The 15908-nt window shown below is 42.4% G+C and carries 18 protein-coding genes; 9 read left to right on the top strand and 9 right to left on the bottom strand.

Features of this window, described 5'->3' with window-relative positions; all coding sequences use genetic code 11:
- The first annotated feature begins 22 nt into the window (after positions 1–22).
- The gene (locus HEQ19_08220; protein ID WYL99516.1) at positions 23–1012 is read left to right on the top strand and encodes a hypothetical protein; all 990 of its coding nucleotides are present in this window, start codon (positions 23–25) and stop codon (positions 1010–1012) included.
- A gap of 499 nt (positions 1013–1511) precedes the next feature.
- A complete protein-coding gene (locus HEQ19_08215) occupies positions 1512–2087 on the top strand; it encodes a PEP-CTERM sorting domain-containing protein (GenBank protein WYL99515.1) in 576 nt (191 codons plus the stop codon).
- 295 nt (positions 2088–2382) lie between these two features.
- Here the strand turns inward: HEQ19_08215 and HEQ19_08210 are convergent, their stop codons facing one another.
- Together HEQ19_08210 and gap are read right to left on the bottom strand one after the other, a co-directional pair.
- Positions 2383–3393 carry a transaldolase gene (locus tag HEQ19_08210; protein ID WYL99514.1) on the bottom strand — a complete coding sequence of 337 codons (1011 nt, stop codon included), beginning with the start codon at positions 3391–3393 and terminating at the stop codon, positions 2383–2385.
- Positions 3394–3879: 486 nt separating this feature from the next.
- Complete coding sequence (gene gap, locus HEQ19_08205; GenBank protein ID WYL99513.1) at positions 3880–4902, bottom strand: type I glyceraldehyde-3-phosphate dehydrogenase; 1023 nt, start codon at positions 4900–4902, stop codon at positions 3880–3882.
- Between the two features lie 613 nt (positions 4903–5515).
- Between gap and tnpA the strand changes: the two genes are divergently transcribed.
- A complete protein-coding gene (gene tnpA, locus HEQ19_08200; GenBank protein ID WYL99512.1) occupies positions 5516–5956 on the top strand; it encodes an IS200/IS605 family transposase in 441 nt (146 codons plus the stop codon).
- Between the two features lie 145 nt (positions 5957–6101).
- Here tnpA and HEQ19_08195 read toward each other — a convergent pair whose 3' ends face one another.
- The 4 genes from HEQ19_08195 to HEQ19_30740 all read right to left on the bottom strand — a co-directional run bounded on the left by HEQ19_08195 (position 6102) and on the right by HEQ19_30740 (position 8695).
- A complete protein-coding gene (locus HEQ19_08195) occupies positions 6102–7406 on the bottom strand; it encodes an ADP-ribosylglycohydrolase family protein (protein ID WYM03306.1) in 1305 nt (434 codons plus the stop codon).
- Positions 7407–7490: 84 nt separating this feature from the next.
- Positions 7491–8315: an ISL3 family transposase gene (locus tag HEQ19_08190; protein ID WZI67141.1), complete on the bottom strand. Its 825-nt coding sequence runs from the start codon at positions 8313–8315 to the stop codon at positions 7491–7493.
- A 9-nt stretch (positions 8316–8324) separates the two neighbouring features.
- Positions 8325–8540, bottom strand: coding sequence for a helix-turn-helix domain-containing protein (locus HEQ19_30745; protein ID WZI67140.1), 216 nt, complete (start codon positions 8538–8540; stop codon positions 8325–8327).
- The gene (locus HEQ19_30740; protein WZI67139.1) at positions 8540–8695 is read right to left on the bottom strand and encodes a hypothetical protein; all 156 of its coding nucleotides are present in this window, start codon (positions 8693–8695) and stop codon (positions 8540–8542) included. Before HEQ19_30740 ends, HEQ19_30745 begins: the two co-directional genes overlap by 1 nt.
- Before the next feature lie 292 nt (positions 8696–8987).
- Between HEQ19_30740 and HEQ19_08185 the strand changes: the two genes are divergently transcribed.
- Entirely contained in the window at positions 8988–10235 is a 1248-nt protein-coding gene (locus HEQ19_08185) for a transposase (protein WYL99511.1), read from the top strand.
- Between the two features lie 27 nt (positions 10236–10262).
- On the opposite strand, the gene HEQ19_08180 is transcribed toward HEQ19_08185, so the two are convergent.
- The 3 genes from HEQ19_08180 to HEQ19_08170 all read right to left on the bottom strand — a co-directional run bounded on the left by HEQ19_08180 (position 10263) and on the right by HEQ19_08170 (position 13146).
- Entirely contained in the window at positions 10263–11534 is a 1272-nt protein-coding gene (locus tag HEQ19_08180; GenBank protein ID WYL99510.1) for a competence/damage-inducible protein A, read from the bottom strand.
- 91 nt (positions 11535–11625) lie between these two features.
- Entirely contained in the window at positions 11626–12726 is a 1101-nt protein-coding gene (locus tag HEQ19_08175) for a metallophosphoesterase (GenBank protein ID WYL99509.1), read from the bottom strand.
- Positions 12727–12945: 219 nt separating this feature from the next.
- Positions 12946–13146, bottom strand: coding sequence for a hypothetical protein (locus HEQ19_08170; protein WYL99508.1), 201 nt, complete (start codon positions 13144–13146; stop codon positions 12946–12948).
- On the opposite strand from HEQ19_08170, the gene trmB reads away from it, so the two are divergent.
- The 5 genes from trmB (at position 13137) to HEQ19_08145 (ending at position 15864) form a co-directional block, all read left to right on the top strand.
- The gene (trmB, locus tag HEQ19_08165; GenBank protein WYM03305.2) at positions 13137–13802 is read left to right on the top strand and encodes a tRNA (guanosine(46)-N7)-methyltransferase TrmB; all 666 of its coding nucleotides are present in this window, start codon (positions 13137–13139) and stop codon (positions 13800–13802) included. The genes HEQ19_08170 and trmB overlap by 10 nt on opposite strands.
- 437 nt (positions 13803–14239) lie before the next feature.
- Positions 14240–14452 (top strand): hypothetical protein, encoded by a 213-nt coding sequence (locus HEQ19_08160; protein ID WYL99507.1) that lies wholly within the window; start codon positions 14240–14242, stop codon positions 14450–14452.
- Positions 14453–14678: 226 nt separating this feature from the next.
- A complete protein-coding gene (locus HEQ19_08155) occupies positions 14679–14939 on the top strand; it encodes a hypothetical protein (GenBank protein WYL98100.1) in 261 nt (86 codons plus the stop codon).
- Positions 14940–15106: 167 nt separating this feature from the next.
- Positions 15107–15544 carry a nitrogen fixation protein gene (locus HEQ19_08150; protein ID WYL99506.1) on the top strand — a complete coding sequence of 146 codons (438 nt, stop codon included), beginning with the start codon at positions 15107–15109 and terminating at the stop codon, positions 15542–15544.
- 77 nt (positions 15545–15621) lie between these two features.
- Positions 15622–15864, top strand: a complete 243-nt coding sequence (locus tag HEQ19_08145; protein WYM03304.2) for a hypothetical protein — start codon at positions 15622–15624, stop codon at positions 15862–15864.
- Positions 15865–15908: the final 44 nt, after the last annotated feature.

The raw sequence follows: 15908 nt of genomic DNA, 5'->3' as shown, positions 1-15908 counted from the left end.
CGCTGCTTTCTAGGAAACCTTCATGTCACAAGACAACCCAAATTCACAACCACCGTCCCGAAAAGAATCACAAACGAGTCAGTCACCACCTAGACGCAGGCGACGTACTCCCCCTCAACAGCCACCCTCGCCTACATTCCAGCCATTTTGGAAGGCGCAAATTATCAAACTGTTGCGTGGGACAATTGGTCTGTTACAAGGCACAATTGTGAAACTGGAGACAGCACCCCCATCAGGAAAGGCGCAAACCCCCAATTTCTGGAGTGGACTGTTAAGAAAAATCCGCTCTTTGTTACCAGCAAATTTATCGGCTAAGTTGTCAGATACAGCTTTGACAGCGATTATTGTTGGAATTACTGTGATTATAGCTTGGACAACTACGACCGTATTAATTAGTAAATCTACGGAAGTAGCAACAGTACCCCCAGTTCAGGAAATTCCCGCAGCAACGCCAACGCCAGAAACAGCAGCACCAGCACCCCAACCACCACAGGAAATCGCCCCACCACCAGTTATACAAACTCCCCCACCAGAACTAACGCCCACACCCACACCCACACCCACACCCACACCCACACCCACACCAACACCCACACGCACACCCACACGCACACCCACACCAACGCCGATAGCTACACCAACGCCGATAGCTACACCAACGCCTACACCAACGCCAACGGTGGTATTGACTCCAGAACAAATTTTGATTGCGGAAATTGAAAATCAAGTAGCTCAAATTAGCGATCGCTTTGCCTCTGGACTGATAAAATCTATCCAAGCTAATTTTCGGACTAGTGATTTGAAAGTAAAAATTACTGCCGATTGGTACACCCTGGAAAAATCGCAACAGACTCAACTCTTAGCCGAGATACTACAACGCTCTCAAGAATTGGACTTTAGTCATTTAGAAATTATGGACTCTCAAGATAGGCTAATAGCCCGTAATCCGGTTGTGGGTAATGAAATAGTGATTTTTCAACTACCGGATGGGTTTCTACAACCACCGCAGTAGGATTGGATTTTTGAACCGACATGATAGGAATTGGTCATCGAGTGGATTTAATATCAGGTTATTACACGGGTTTCTCCAAAAAGCGATACACGTAATATTTCCGAAAAAAGAATAATTATGTTATACATTCTAAGTGTAATTTTTTTGCTTGATAGATAAATGTTTTGATCTGGGACAGAAAACGGTAATTTCTGATTTAATGACTGAATTTGACTTGAATCCTGATTTTATGAGCCGTGATACTTAAGTTATTAAACTCCGTATTAACATGTGGCAAGAATGTATTTTTGAGTCAATCAACGTCTTTATCAAAACTTTACAATTAGAGAATTATTATAAAGAATATGTAAATTAATCAGCGTAAATACTTAATTTCTCTCAACACATGATAATTTATTTTTGAGAGCAAGGCATCACCCCTTTTGTGAAAGTAGAGTAATGCGCTCATCGTTTTAGACATTGATTACTCACAAACTAAGAAAAAGAAGGAAAAGACTTTATGAAACTGCAACAATTAGCTTGCGTAGCTGGAACAGCCCTAGCAATACTGGTATCTGTCGGTGACAAGAGTCACGCTGCGACAATACTTTTGCAAAACGCTGCACTTGCAACTCCTCCTGCAGGAGCTTCCCTATTTCGCGAAAGCGCTGATGGTGGACTGACTAAACCTGGTGATGTAACGACCTTTAACTATAAATCAGGTATTAGCAACCCACGTTTCGCTATTAACGATAGTGCTTACAATTTCACTAAATTCGTTTACACCATTCTCCCTGGACAGGATGCTACCTGGGACCCTGCTTCTGAATTTAAGTCCTTCAGCAATAGTGCAGTTTCTGCTGATGGCAAAACCCTAACATTCAGTAATGGAGTCTTTGCATCAGGAGCAACAGCTGTTTTCCAATCAGCGTATACCAGCACCCTTCCTACGGACCAGAGAAATCCAGTAGCAGTTAGTCTAACTTTTGACGGTACGTCTGTTCCTGAACCCGCAACTATTATGGGTTCTTTAGCTGCAGCCGGTTTTGGAATGATGCTGAAGAAGAAAAAACTAGCTGCTGCCAGCAAAGCTTAAGTTGGTGGCACAGCCAGTCAGATTAGCTTATAATTCCAATTCTAAACCGCAACTGGTAGCAATATGATGTTTTTTTCGTGTTGCTTTCAAGGTAAATAACCAGTACTCTGGCAAGTCAACCCCTAGTCCCGCGATTTCAAAGTCTTAGATCCCCCCAACCCCCCTTAAATAAGGGGGGTAAAAAGCCTTCAAAGTCCCCCTTTTTCAGGGGGATTTAGGGGGAGCAAAAAATTTAGACGCAGCAGTAGGAATAACGCAAAATTTAATTGCTCTAGTACTGGTACAACACGGCATTTTATGCTAAGGGACTAACAGGAGTTTTGCTTTCTAAGGTAGCTAGTCGTTCAGCCAATAATTGTTCTAGAGTAACTAGCGCCTTGGTGAAGCCGTCGATCCCTTCGGATAGTTTATCAGTTGCCATGCGGTCAGCAGCGTGCAACTTGTCATAAGCAGCCTTATCTACAGTTATCTTTTCAATTTCCAACCCTGCAGCCTTTGCGGGGTCAAGTTTGCGTGGTAGTTCCGCTACAGTGGACTGTAATTGAGCCAAAAGTGCTGGGGAAATTGTCAGCAAATCGCTACCTGCTAGTTCAGTAATTTCCCCAATGTTACGGAAGCTAGCGCCCATAACTTCGGTTTTATAGCCGAATTTTTTGTAGTAGTTGTAAATTGTGGTGACAGACAACACACCGGGGTCTTCTGCAGCCGGATAGCTATCCCGTCCGGTGTCTTTCTTGTACCAGTCAAGAATCCGCCCAACGAAAGGAGAAATCAGGGTAACACCAGCTTCTGCACAGGCGATCGCTTGATGGATGCCAAACAACAGGGTAAGGTTACAATGAATACCTTCTTTTTCCAAAATTTCAGCGGCGCGAATGCCTTCCCAAGTAGCGGCGATTTTAATCAGTACCCGTTCTGGTCCAATTCCAGCGGCTTTGTACTGAGCAATCAATTCTCTCGCCTTGGTAACGGTAGCTGCGGTATCGTAAGATAGACGTGCATCAACTTCCGTAGACACCCGACCAGGGATAATTTGCAAAATCTTCAATCCAAAGGAAACAGCCAGACGGTCAAAGGCTAGGGAAACCACCTCTGCTTGGGTTGCACCTGTTCCAGCATCTTTTTGCGCCTGGAGTAAAGTTTGATCGACAATTTCCTGATATTCTGGCATCTGCGCTGCAGCAGTAATCAGTGAGGGGTTGGTTGTCGCGTCTTGGGGTTTGAACTGTTCAATCGCTTGGATATCTCCCGTATCAGCGACCACAACTGTAATTTCTCGCAACTGTTCTAGTAAATTCTTCGACATAACATACCTCTTGAATTGTGTTTGCTCAGGACCTACACCATTTGGTTTTAAAGCATTTCATGCTGGAATTAGTCGTAATGACTAGTTGGTAATTGGTAACTCACCCATTTTTGTTCTTAATTACTTATTACCAACTACACCTGAAGAATTTCGCAAACAGTCCTGGTTTTAGCCTCCAGCCCTATTTTAGGCATGTCAGTCTGAGATTAGTTGTGTGATTTCATTCAGTTTTGTTAAATCATTTTGCTATTTTGGCGCCCAGACGATATTTTCTGTACCTTGGGGTTAGATACCGTGTGGTGGGCAATGCCCACCCAATACTGCGTAGGTTTTGGAATTTCTTGGTTGAGGCAAGCTCTTGGAGCAGGGGGAGAAATGGAGGCTGGCGTTGAGTTTTGCCTCCCCTGCTTCCCCTGCCTCCCCTGCCTCCCCTGCAAATCCTACGCAGTATTGAATGCCCACCCTACAGATACTACAGATACAGTGTCAAAGCTTTTCTTTCTGTGCCATTGACAAAATTAGGTCAACCACACGATTGGAGTAACCCCACTCATTGTCATACCAAGCAACCACCTTAAAGAAGTTGGCGTTCAGTTCAATACCAGCACCCGCGTCAAAAATACTGGAATGGGTATCACCCTGAAAATCTGTGGAAACTACTTCTTGGTCGGTGTAACCCAAAATACCTTTTAGTTCACCTTCAGCAGCAGCCTTCATCGCCGCGCAGATTTCTTTGTAACTCGTAGCTTTAGCTGTCTTAAAGGTTAAATCCACCACGGAGACATCGGGAGTGGGAACCCGGAAAGCCATACCAGTTAATTTACCCTTCAACTCTGGTAAAACCAGCGCCACAGCTTTAGCCGCGCCCGTAGAAGAGGGAATGATATTTTGGGCTGCACCCCGACCACCGCGCCAGTCCTTCTTGGAAGGTCCGTCTACCGTTGGTTGGGTAGCAGTCATGGCGTGAACTGTGGTCATCAACCCTTCGGTCAACCCAAAGTTGTCATTGATGACTTTGGCGATGGGCGCCAAACAGTTTGTGGTACAGCTAGCATTCGAGACGATCGCATCTTTGCTGGGGTCAAACAAGTGATGATTTACACCCATCAGCAAAGTAGGAATCTTCTCTGGCTCTTTAGTAGGAGCAGAAATCACAACCCGCTTTGCACCTGCAGTCAGGTGATTTGCAGCGCCTTCATAACCTGTGAACAGTCCCGTAGATTCCACAACATAATCTACACCCAATTTACCCCAAGGTAACTCCGCCGGATTGCGAATCGACACGCAAGGGATAAAATGTCCATCAATGACAATCCCATCCTCCTTAGCTTCCACCTTACCCGGAAACTTCCCGTGGGTTGAGTCGTATTTGAACAGATAGGCGAGGTTATCTGGTGGTACTAAATCATTAATCCCCACAAACTCAACATCGGGGTTATTAATCCCAGCGCGGAGTACCAGCCTTCCAATCCGACCAAATCCATTAATCCCAACTTTTAACTTTGTCAAAATTAAACCTCCTGTTTTCCTCATCTCTGCCAAACGCTATTGTTCTTCAACGCTGCATACAGGTGAACTACCTACACCGATTTGGAGTACCAAATACGGTTGCAGCAACTGGTACATTTCGCTTTTTATTGTGCGATAACGCGCAGCATTTTTAATACGAGGTTTACCGCTACGATTTCCTTTGTAATCACCTTCAACAAAGCGAGAGAAAGCTAAGTCTACACGCTTTGATACATCCTGTAATGTCTGAGATGGAACACTTGTAAAGTCTAGTAGTTACCAGAATGACTTACCTTTATCAAATCGGACTTAATAACAGGAAGTTGTTTTTTTTGTGAGTAATAGTCGGGGTTGTCTCGTAATTTTGGTATTGAACAAATTAACGGACAAAAATTAATTGCAGTCCGATTATGCTGATACCAGTCGAACCTGTCTCCTAACTGCCTGTTGTACCAGTATCGACAAATTCTTAACCAATTGTTTAGTTAGATTTTTTGCTTGGTGTCTGGATAAGCACGGTACTGATAGTTGAGCAGTATAAGGAAATCACCTACTTAATTGCATTTAGTGTTGTCATCTATTACTATAAAGTATTGAGAAGGAAAAGTCAACTATGAACAGTGATAGCGGAGCGTTAGCGAGTACTCGAGCGTCTTATATTTCCCGCGCCAGGGGAGTTTCAGACCTCAAAGCGCATTTGGTGTTAACAACAAAATACCGTCAGCGGGTATTGACAGGTGAGATGATTGATAGGTTAGGCGAAATTCTGAAAGACTTACTTTTAAAGTGGGACAGTAGGGTAGTAGATTTTAACGGAGAATCTGACCATGTGCATCTATTATTTCAATACACACCTCAAACTGAATTGCCAAAATTTATTAACAACATAAAAACAGTAACAAGTCGTTATTTACGGAAAGAATTTCCGGACAGAGTTAATCAATTTTATTATAAAGATGTCCTGTGGAATGGTTCTTACTTCATAGCGTCTTGTGGAGGTGTTACAGTTGAAACTCTCAAAGAATATGTTGAATCCCAAGACAAGCCAAAATAAAATAAAAGATTATTAATTACTCAACTACCCTAATTCCCGAATCAGCCTATGGCTAATATTGGTAATTGGGGCGTTTCGTAATTAATCGCCTTATATCCCGACACCAAACTGAGTACAGTTATGGTGCCAGGCTAAGGCGTGAAAGCTAAATAACAAATAATGTTTCACTAGGAGTATTAGCACGAAAAGCCAACTTACAGCTTTGGCCGACATCAAAATTGATACGTACAATTGTTACTGTTCGCCCTTGAGTTAACAGAGATTGTTCATCTACTTCTGTGATCGTGCCTGTGCCTAAACGGGAGTGTACAACTCGCATATCACTATGTACTGCTTGCCGAGACAAGGCTTTGCCCAGTTTCACACCGCTATAGCCTGGACGAATTTTCATATTGTCATGTTCACCAGCAGAAATTTTAGCTAGATCCTCACCTATGCGGATCAAAAATGGTGCATCTTGAATCTGCGATCGCCAGCTTTCAGGAATAGCTTCCAAACCAAAAGCAGCACCGCCTAAGCCACCTACAAAAGCAGCAATTGAATCAGTATCGCTGCCTATCATATTAGCTGCGATAATAATATTCTGTTGGGTTTGTTCTGGCTGACGGGCAAACAAGTAGATACCAGCGATCGCAGTCGCTAATCCAGAGCCTTTAGTAGTTTGATCAAAACAGCCTAGTTGCTCAAGTATACCTTGTGGGGATTTATATTTACGTAATCCCACCCAGACAAGCCGCAACTGTTCCACAGCTTCTTGTTTAGTTGTATCAAAGACTACCTCGAAAGATTCTAGCCTTCCTTGATTCCATTCAGTTAGCCATGTTTTCAACGCGGGTATTTTCGGGATTTCCAACTGTTTTACCCAGTTGCCGAGTATTTCAATCAACTGTTGACCTACACTTGGTTCCGGCAATTGCAATACAGTATGTAGTGCATATCCATATAAGAGCGCCCCAATAATAGCTCTTGGATGACCGTGGCTAATTATTGAATTACGCCAAATATCTGTTTCAGCTTGTTGCCAACGGGCGACATTAGCTAATACATGAGGTGATATTCGCATGGCTGCACCATTGGCACCACCATCACGGTAGTCTATGCTGCCTTCTTTCGTCTTACGGCTGAAGAAATTGCTATTCCAAGCAGCCGACTTGCGCTGTATTTTCTCGGCTGCTTCCTTGACGGTGGCACCTGCTCCACGGGCATATTCCAGCCACGTTGGATACTCAAACTTACAAAAGGAATGATAGTCAAAGCATCCATTTAAGGATATACAGGCAGCAGTACAGATAGTTAATTGTGTATCGTCAGAATATTCCCCAGCAGCAATATAATCTTCATAACCTTGGAAGCGTCCACCAACACGCTTACTCCACGACCTATAGTCGGTAACTTCCTCTAAACCCATTTTACGTTTGAGGTCGTTATGCGAACGGATAAATTCCGTCATCCAACCTAGTGCATCGCCAGCCGCAGCCGCAATTATCGAACCAGCACAGCGATCCTGGAGTGAGTCAATCAGGCTCTTGCGTACTTAGTGTGCTAAATTGATAGGATAATGCCAAGAAAGTAAAGCTCTAATCTCAAAATTACGAAAGTTTCTAAATCCAAATCCACTTCGCTTTATTAACTTCAGTTTATTATTTATTCCTTCTACTACTCCACTGGTAGTCCTTCGTTCAAAATATCCGACTATTTCTCCAAACCACCGTTTAATTGTCTGCACACTTCTTTGATAATATGGTTCAGCTTTTTTTAACCAATTGATTAATTCTAGCGTTCCCGTTACCACATTTTTATTGTCTTCAAATAAATTGTGAAAATCTTCTTTTAATGAATGCATTCTAGCTATTAAAGGAGAAGCTTGTTTAATTCTATTTAATTTATCTTTTTGCTTTTCGGTGAGCTTATTCTCGGCTTTTAGAATTGTAAATTTATTTCCTTTTAAACTTTCAAATACTTTTTTTCTTTCCGGGGCATTTAACTCAGATGCTATTTTATTTTCTGCTATCCTAGCTCGATTTAATTCTTCATGTACTAATTTAGTAACATGGAACCTATCTACCGTTACAAGGGCGTTTGGACAAATCTTCTCAATTAAAGATTTATAATTGCCTGTCATATCAATACTTACTTCTTCTATTTGTGACAAAACTTTTTCTCCCCACATTCTCATGGTTTTTTTGATTTCAATTTGTTTTCTTTCTTTTACTAAACCTATCAATTTACCTGAATCTATATCTACTAGCACGACAATAAATTTTCCTTGTCCTTTGACCAAACTAATTTCATCTATTCCTAATCTTCTTAAATCTTTGACATCTATTGGCATCACATTTTTAGCTACATCTTCAAGCATTGATATGACTTATTCATTAGTTAGTCCATTATTTCTTGCCACATTACTTACATTACTATTAATCACTTGTTTGATAATATATTCCGCATATCGGTATGTATACCTCTTTCTTGCTCCTAGAAAATCTAGCTTTTCATTAAATGTTTTTCGGCATTTTTTACACTTGAATCTTCGTCTATTGACATTCAGTATTACTTCAAAATCCCCCATCGGTAAATCTTTCACTAAACATTTTTGATTTTGATGTAAATGTCTTGAGTTTTGACCACAGTGTGGGCACGATGCACTTTTCGCTTTTTACCTACTGATAGAATTAGGACTTGACCCTCTTGTAGGCTTGATTCTACTAATACTTCAGGCAAATTTAGGAGTTGAGTCATTATTCGTTTCATAATTTATTTTATTAAACATTATTAAAAAATATCTTAACATTTTAGCACGCTAAGTACCCAAGAACCGATGATCGTGACAGTTGCTAGTGAGCGAAAGTCCATTTACCTAAATCGGAGAGAAGGCTCCCGCCATAATCTTTGATTTGGCGGCGAGATGAATCGAGGGCAAAAAACGAAACGTTCCCCGACCACAACTGGCTGCAAGCCAGTAAGGGAAAGGGAACAGTTGAGTTTTTTGCCAATCCATGTTATGGTTTACATTAATGTACATGACGTAAATATGCTGGTATTTGAGGCCAAACTTGAGGGAGAAGACGGACAGTATCAAGCGCTTGATGAAGCGATTAGAACTGCCCGTTTTGTTCGCAATGCCAGCCTTAGATACTGGATGGATAACAAGGGTATTGGGCGATACGACCTCAGTAAGTTCTGCGCTGTACTTGCGGCTAATATTGAGTTTCCTTGGGTCGCCAAGCTGAACTCGATGGCTCGTCAAGCTAGTGCTGAAAGAGCGTGGTCTGCAATTGCTCGGTTCCTTGATAACTGCAAGAAAAATAAGCCAGGAAAAAAGGGATTTCCAAAGTTTAAGAAAGAACAAACACATGGTTCTGTTGAATACAAAACCTGTGGATGGAAGCTTTCTGAAGACCGCAGGTATATCACTTTCTCCGATGGTTTTCAAGCAGGAACCTTTAAACTCTGGGGAACTCGTGACCTGCATTTCTACCACAAGAAACAGTTTAAAAGGGTGCGGGTTGTGCGTCGTGCAGATGGCTATTATTGCCAGTTTTGCATCGACCATGAACGAGTTGAAAGACGAGAACCAACGGGTAAAACTATTGGTATTGATGTTGGACTGAACCACTTCTACACCGATAGTAACGGGGAAACAGTCGCTAATCCTAGACCGATTCGCAAGAGCGAGAAGTCTTTGAGACGACTGCAACGCCGGATGTCTAAGACTAAAAAAGGTTCTCAAAATAGAATTAAGTTGAGAAATAAACTTGCTCGTAAACACCTCAAAGTAAGTCGCCAGCGTAAAGACTTTGCTGTTAAAACAGCAAGGTGCGTGGTGAGGTCTAACGACCTCGTGGCGTATGAGGATTTGATGGTGCGAAATATGGTGAAAAATCACCGATTGGCTAAGTCGATTAGTGACGCTTCATGGTCGCTGTTTCGTGAATGGGTTGAGTATTTTGGTAAGGTGTTTGGTGTTGTCACGGTTGCCGTTCCGCCCCACTACACCTCACAGAATTGCTCTAATTGTGGAGAGGTTGTCAAAAAGACTCTTAGCACCAGAACTCATATTTGTCCTCATTGTGGGTATACCCAAGATAGGGATTGGAACGCAGCGCGGAACATTTTAGCAAAAGGATTGAGTACGGCGGGTCACGTCGGAACTAACGCCTCTGGAGACATCGACCTCTGTATGGGTGGGGAAACTCCTCCAAGTAAGTCGGGTCGTGGAAAGAGGAAACCCAAAGAGCGATCTTTGGAATCCCCCACTATATTCGGTACTCCGAATTAGTGGTGGGAGGATGTCAATTGGCATGTTTTAAGGATTGTGGGGGGTCGGGGGCTGGGTGATCAACTTGCGCCGAAACACATCCAAAGCTGTATTCGCACTCACATGACGAATAAAAGACCGATTCCGCGTTGACCCAAATCGATATTCAAAACTAGCCACTTCACCGTTAGGCCCTGCTAAACCGACATACACCAAACCCACAGGCTTAGTATCCGTCCCCCCAGTCGGTCCTGCAATTCCTGTGATACTCAGTCCCCACGTGGTCGAGAGGCGGGTTTTGACCCCAAGGGCCATTTGCTCTGCAACGATAGCACTTACCGCCCCAAACTGATCTAAATCCTCTGGGTTAACTCCCAGTAGCCTGACTTTTACCGAGTTGTCATAGGAAATTACACCACCCCAGAAGTAATCAGAACTACCTGAAATTTCAGTTAAACTTTGCCCTAGTCCACCACCAGTACAGGATTCTGCTACTGCTAGGGTTTCCCCCGATGCTCGCAACAGTTGACCAACCACGGAAGCGAGGGTGTCGTCATTAACACCGTAATAATCTAACCCGGCAATTTCTTTAATTTCTTGCTCAACAGGGGTAATCAAAGCCTCTGCTGCTGCTTGGGAGGCGGCTTTGGCTGATATTCGCAGCCTGACTTCCCCCTTACCTGCATAAGGGGCGACCGTAGGGTTGAGTAAATCAAACAAAGGAGCTACTTTTTGTGCTAAAGCCGATTCACCAATTCCCCAAAACCTTAAACTCCGACTGTAAATAATTTCCTGACCCCAGCCTTGGTTTTTGAGATAGGGTACTGCTGTTTGTTCCCACATCGGATACAATTCTGATGGCACTCCGGGGAAGGTAAAAATAGTGACATTATCACGCGGTTGCCAAATGATGCCGGGTGCTGTACCAGTGGGGTTGGGTAAAATTTCTGCACCTTCGGGAATCAAGGCTTGTTTGCGGTTGTTAGAAGTCATGACCCGTCCACGTTGAGCGAATTTCTGGGTCATATCTTCGATGATTTCTGGACGTTCTCCCAACGGTGCGCCAAAAAAATCAGCGATGGTTTCACAGGTGAGGTCATCTGGTGTTGGACCTAGACCACCTGTAAAAATGAGAATTTGCGCTCTGGAAATAGCAATTTCTATAACTTGCTTAATTCGTTCTGGGTTATCCCCGACCACTGTTTGATAGTAGTGAGGAATACCTAGCTGCGCTAATTCTTTCGCCAGATATTGAGCATTGCTGTTGAGGATATCTCCCAGCAGCATTTCCGTACCAACACAAATAATTTCTGCACTCATTGGGAATAAAAGTTGGGAGTTAGGAGTTAGGAGTTAGGAGTTAGGAGTTAGGAGTTAGGAGTGAGGAGTTAACTCCTAACTCCTCATTCTTCTACAATAAAAGTGTACTGTTGTTATCAATCATGGTAGGAGTACTACCAGTGGCGATCGCTCCATATTTCTGAATGTAGTGGCGCACTTCTTGGGGAAAGTGGGGATAATCCACTAAAGCATCACCATCGGCAATAGTTGCCCAAAAGTCCCGCAAACTAGGGGCTAGTTCTTGTGCTTGTATCAATGGTAAGTTTAAAGGTGGTAGAGTCAGCAGCTTAATCACGAAGGGAAACGAGCGATCGCCCATCCATTGCCGCGATGATTGTTGCAAGTTGGGGAAATCAGGTACTGATTCCACACGATGGGATAAAATTTGTAACCATTGCTTACCGTGATTATCCTGATGATACTCCAACACTCGATAAGGGTGAGGATAGCTAACTAAAGAACCAGTAGTAATATCATATACTCCATCTGCGTGGGCAACATCTTGGACATGCAAATGCCCTGTAAACACTAGTCTAACTCCGTACCGCCGCAGCATGTGCAACAGTTCCGATGCATTTTCTAACATATAGCGATTTGCCATTGGATGTCGCGATTGATCGGGGAGATGTTCGACAACATTATGATGTATCATCACCAGCACTAATTCATCACCAGTCCCCGCCAACACTTCTTCTAACCACTTTAGCTGTTTATTATCTACACGCCCCACCTGCTGACCTTGGTCATTAAAAAAGTTAGAATTCAGACCAATCAGTCTGACTCCAGGCAGCAACTGACTAGTATAGTAAAGTTGCTGTGTATTGTCATAACCAAACTTGCGATAATAGTGAGGGAAATCAGCAAAACCAATTGATTGCTGATTTGCCATCAGCACAGGAACATCATGATTACCAGGAACAACATAGACGGGAAAAGGTAGCTCAGATAAACGTTTTTGTATCCAAATATGATTTTCTGCTTCACCGTGCTGGGTTAAATCTCCTGGAAGTAAGAGGAAATCTAAATCTAGTTGTGCTAAGTGTTCTAATGCACTTTCAAAAGCTGGGATACTAACTTCCACCAGATGAAACCGGCTTGGATGATCCCAGATTGTGTGGGGAAGTGCGATGTGTAAATCGCTGACTATACCAAAGCGAAAATTTAGAGTCATTGATTTGGGGATACTTTTAAAAGTAGGGTTTAAAACATGTCTTTTTCAAAGAGTATAACTCTTACGTTGTCAATCTGTGTAGGAGCGATTACACTTAATATATGTATACATTTGTAGTTATAACACGACACAGTGATAATTGATAATTGATATTTGAGTAAATACTTGGAATCAAGAAGGAATTTTTGTTTTAAAATACTAGAAATTAAATAACCGTCATTACCGCCTTACACCAGCAAAGATGATAAATTTTTGTCTTTGTCTTTTTAAGTCAGCTAATAACGGAAAAACCCCACCAACAAACATTAATTTCTCTTTCCCCAGTCCCCAGTCCCCAGTCCCCAGTCCCCAGTCCCCAGTCCCCAGTCCCCAGCGATGCACTGAGCTTGCCGAAGTGTCCCTGCTATTTGATGTTGTCACGTAAAGGAGAATCGATTTTGGCTGCTGTGCGAGTCCGTCAACATGTTAATCCACTTGCCAAAAAGTATCAAACACCGGCGAGTCCTTTGGAGTGGGAAAAAGTTTATATCGAACCAAATCAACCGCTACATTTAGATATTGGTTGCGCTAAGGGACGGTTTGTATTGAATATGGCACAGATAGAACCCAACTGGAATTTTCTCGGTTTGGAAATTCGCGAACCTCTGGTGATGGAGGCGAATAAGTTAGGTTCCCAGTTGGGGTTAACAAACCTGCATTATTTGTTTTGTAATGTGAATAACTCATTGCACTCACTTTTATCTTCTCTTCCCACAGGAACTTTACAGCGCGTCACGATTCAATTTCCCGATCCTTGGTTTAAAACCCGCCATGCTAAACGGCGAGTAGTGCAACCAGAATTAGTGGCAGAATTAGCGAATTATCTGGCTATTGGTGGTGTGGTATTTTTGCAATCAGATATGGAATTTATCGCCGTAGAAATGCGCGATCGCTTCGCCGAAAACCCAAATTTTGAGCAAGTTGGTACGGGAGAATGGTTAGGAGACAACCCCCTACCAGTCGCTACGGAACGGGAACTATTTACTCAACAAAAAGGTGAGCCGGTTTATCGCGCTTTGTTTGTGAGAAAGAGTTAATATATAGCGTTTCCCAAACTAGTGAGGTACACCCGTAAGGGCACGGCATTGCCGTGCCCCTACCAGTATACCTAGTTTCCAGTCTGTTTTTCATCCCTCATCGTGTACGCTGAGAATAATGGCTACTTATTTATTGTCAGATGGCAAAATTTTCGGGACATAAATGTTTCAGTTATTGCACGAAATCCCATTGGATTGACCATTGCAATTGTGGCTGAATGCTTTGATATTGAGTAAGGGACGGTTGATATCTAGCTTGTAGATAGTTTAACTGAAAGTTGGTTGTCGGATTTAGTGACATAAAAGGTTCATTTTTGTCCTATAAACAGTCCCGAAAAATTTTTAAATGCTTTTACGGACTCCTAGAATGATATTAGGCTATCAAACTCTTCAGGAATTGAGCCTAAATCTAGTCATAAATTGAAAGGAGAATCGGAATGGCAGAATACCAAAGAATGTATAACAGTCAAATTGAAATTAACGATTTGATTGATGATGCAGTGAAAAATGCTGTGGCACGTCGTCACGAAGTTTTGGATTCAGAAGAAGCTTTGTTATCTATGTCTGATGCGGAAGCAAAAAGCGTTACAGGTGGTTCTATTATTCATATTATTATAGGACTCATATTCAATCAACCTGAAGTCATCTAAAAAGATTATCTTCCGGTGAGTCTCAATTGATCGAAGACATTGCTGCTGATAAAACTACACTTTCCCCCAGTGGGCAATGCCACAAAAACCTGGATGTGGTGGCCATAGACATACCTACTACAGCTAGTTATAACTGTTCAAAAATCAAACCCGATTCCTATATTAGGCTATCAAACTCTTCAGGAATTGAGCCTAAATCTAGTCACAAATTGAAAGGAGAATCGAAATGGCAGAACACCAAAGAATGTACAATAGTCAAATTGAAATTAACGATTTGATTGATGATGCAGTGAAAAATGCTGTGGCACGTCGTCACGAAGTTTTGGATTCAGAAGAAGCTTTGTTATCTATGTCTGATGCGGAAGCAAAAAGCGTTGCAGGTGGAGCATATAGTGTGTTTTTTGAACGTCCGTTTATTTACGGAATCATCATAGACCCGATATGGAAGTATAAATTACCAAACATTCCTAATACAAAGTACTTCTAGGTGCCACCTGGAAACGATATTTTACAAGGTTTTTGGCTTAAGTTAACACCAATGGCGGGGACGCGCAGCCCAGAATAAAAGTTGGATTTTTTTAGTTAAAAATTCCGTAAATAATCCAAGTTTGACCTTGTAGACATCAAAATTCTCTTTAATTGGAGGCTAAATTGATGGAAGAAATTGCTGTTGATAAAACTACACTTTGCCCCAGTGCTAGACCAGAATCTGAGAATAGCGTTGTTTTCGGTATCATCGGTGGAACAGTTGCAGAACCCCGTGTAGCTTATCTTAAACAGCCCCTACCTATCACCGATGAACTGATAGCAAAAGCTAGTCCAATTACACCGACCGAAATTTTCCGCATGGCGACACCTTGCGCCGCTAAAGCTTGTCTGCATTTTGATGGACAAGATTGTCGTCTAGCGAAACAAATTGCCGAAAAATTACCTGCAGTCGCAGAAGAATTACCACCCTGTTCTATTCGCCGAGATTGTCGGTGGTGGAACCAAGAAGGTAAAGCAGCTTGTATGCGTTGTCCGCAAGTGATTACAGATAACTACAATCCGTCTGAACTAGCAGTTCAAGTGTCAAAACTAGCTGCTGGTTAAGCACAACTACAGTTTAGTTTTCTCAGGTGAAATAACTTTCTCACCAATATTTCATTAAGTAACATCAGGAGATGATTATGTCGAGCGAAATGAATCAAAGACAACTCAAAAATCACATTGAAATTACAGACTTGATTGCAGAAGCAGTTGTTAATGCATCTGCACGACGCCACCAAGGTTTAGATGCAGAAGAGTCGCTGTTAGAGTTGTCTGATGAGGAGGAGAAAACTATTAGTGGCGGTTTATTAAACCAGCCAACCATTTTGGGAAGGAAGCCAATCATTTGCGGATTGGTTGCTTGTGATGATGTGTATATATAGCCAGATTTTTTGTTGAATGCAGACACGAAAAAATCTCCAATAAC

This window comes from Gloeotrichia echinulata CP02 (assembly GCA_038087035.1).
GTDB classification, from domain to species: domain Bacteria; phylum Cyanobacteriota; class Cyanobacteriia; order Cyanobacteriales; family Nostocaceae; genus Gloeotrichia; species Gloeotrichia echinulata.
This window is presented reverse-complemented; position numbering and strand designations above follow the sequence as displayed.

What these genes read in the sequence shown, in the direction of transcription:
- HEQ19_08215 (WYL99515.1), top strand. Translation starts at nt 1,512, where the DNA reads ATGAAACTGCAACAATTAGCTTGCGTAGCTGGAACAGCCCTAGCAATA.
- trmB (WYM03305.2), top strand. Translation starts at nt 13,137, where the DNA reads ATGTTGTCACGTAAAGGAGAATCGATTTTGGCTGCTGTGCGAGTCCGT.
- HEQ19_08185 (WYL99511.1), top strand. Translation starts at nt 8,988, where the DNA reads ATGCTGGTATTTGAGGCCAAACTTGAGGGAGAAGACGGACAGTATCAA.
- HEQ19_08155 (WYL98100.1), top strand. Translation starts at nt 14,679, where the DNA reads ATGGCAGAACACCAAAGAATGTACAATAGTCAAATTGAAATTAACGAT.
- HEQ19_08195 (WYM03306.1), bottom strand. Translation starts at nt 7,406, where the DNA reads ATGACGGAATTTATCCGTTCGCATAACGACCTCAAACGTAAAATGGGT.
- tnpA (WYL99512.1), top strand. Translation starts at nt 5,516, where the DNA reads ATGAACAGTGATAGCGGAGCGTTAGCGAGTACTCGAGCGTCTTATATT.
- HEQ19_08145 (WYM03304.2), top strand. Translation starts at nt 15,622, where the DNA reads ATGTCGAGCGAAATGAATCAAAGACAACTCAAAAATCACATTGAAATT.
- HEQ19_30740 (WZI67139.1), bottom strand. Translation starts at nt 8,695, where the DNA reads ATGACTCAACTCCTAAATTTGCCTGAAGTATTAGTAGAATCAAGCCTA.
- HEQ19_08220 (WYL99516.1), top strand. Translation starts at nt 23, where the DNA reads ATGTCACAAGACAACCCAAATTCACAACCACCGTCCCGAAAAGAATCA.
- HEQ19_08175 (WYL99509.1), bottom strand. Translation starts at nt 12,726, where the DNA reads ATGACTCTAAATTTTCGCTTTGGTATAGTCAGCGATTTACACATCGCA.
- HEQ19_08210 (WYL99514.1), bottom strand. Translation starts at nt 3,393, where the DNA reads ATGTCGAAGAATTTACTAGAACAGTTGCGAGAAATTACAGTTGTGGTC.
- HEQ19_08190 (WZI67141.1), bottom strand. Translation starts at nt 8,315, where the DNA reads ATGCTTGAAGATGTAGCTAAAAATGTGATGCCAATAGATGTCAAAGAT.
- HEQ19_08150 (WYL99506.1), top strand. Translation starts at nt 15,107, where the DNA reads ATGGAAGAAATTGCTGTTGATAAAACTACACTTTGCCCCAGTGCTAGA.
- HEQ19_08180 (WYL99510.1), bottom strand. Translation starts at nt 11,534, where the DNA reads ATGAGTGCAGAAATTATTTGTGTTGGTACGGAAATGCTGCTGGGAGAT.
- HEQ19_08160 (WYL99507.1), top strand. Translation starts at nt 14,240, where the DNA reads ATGGCAGAATACCAAAGAATGTATAACAGTCAAATTGAAATTAACGAT.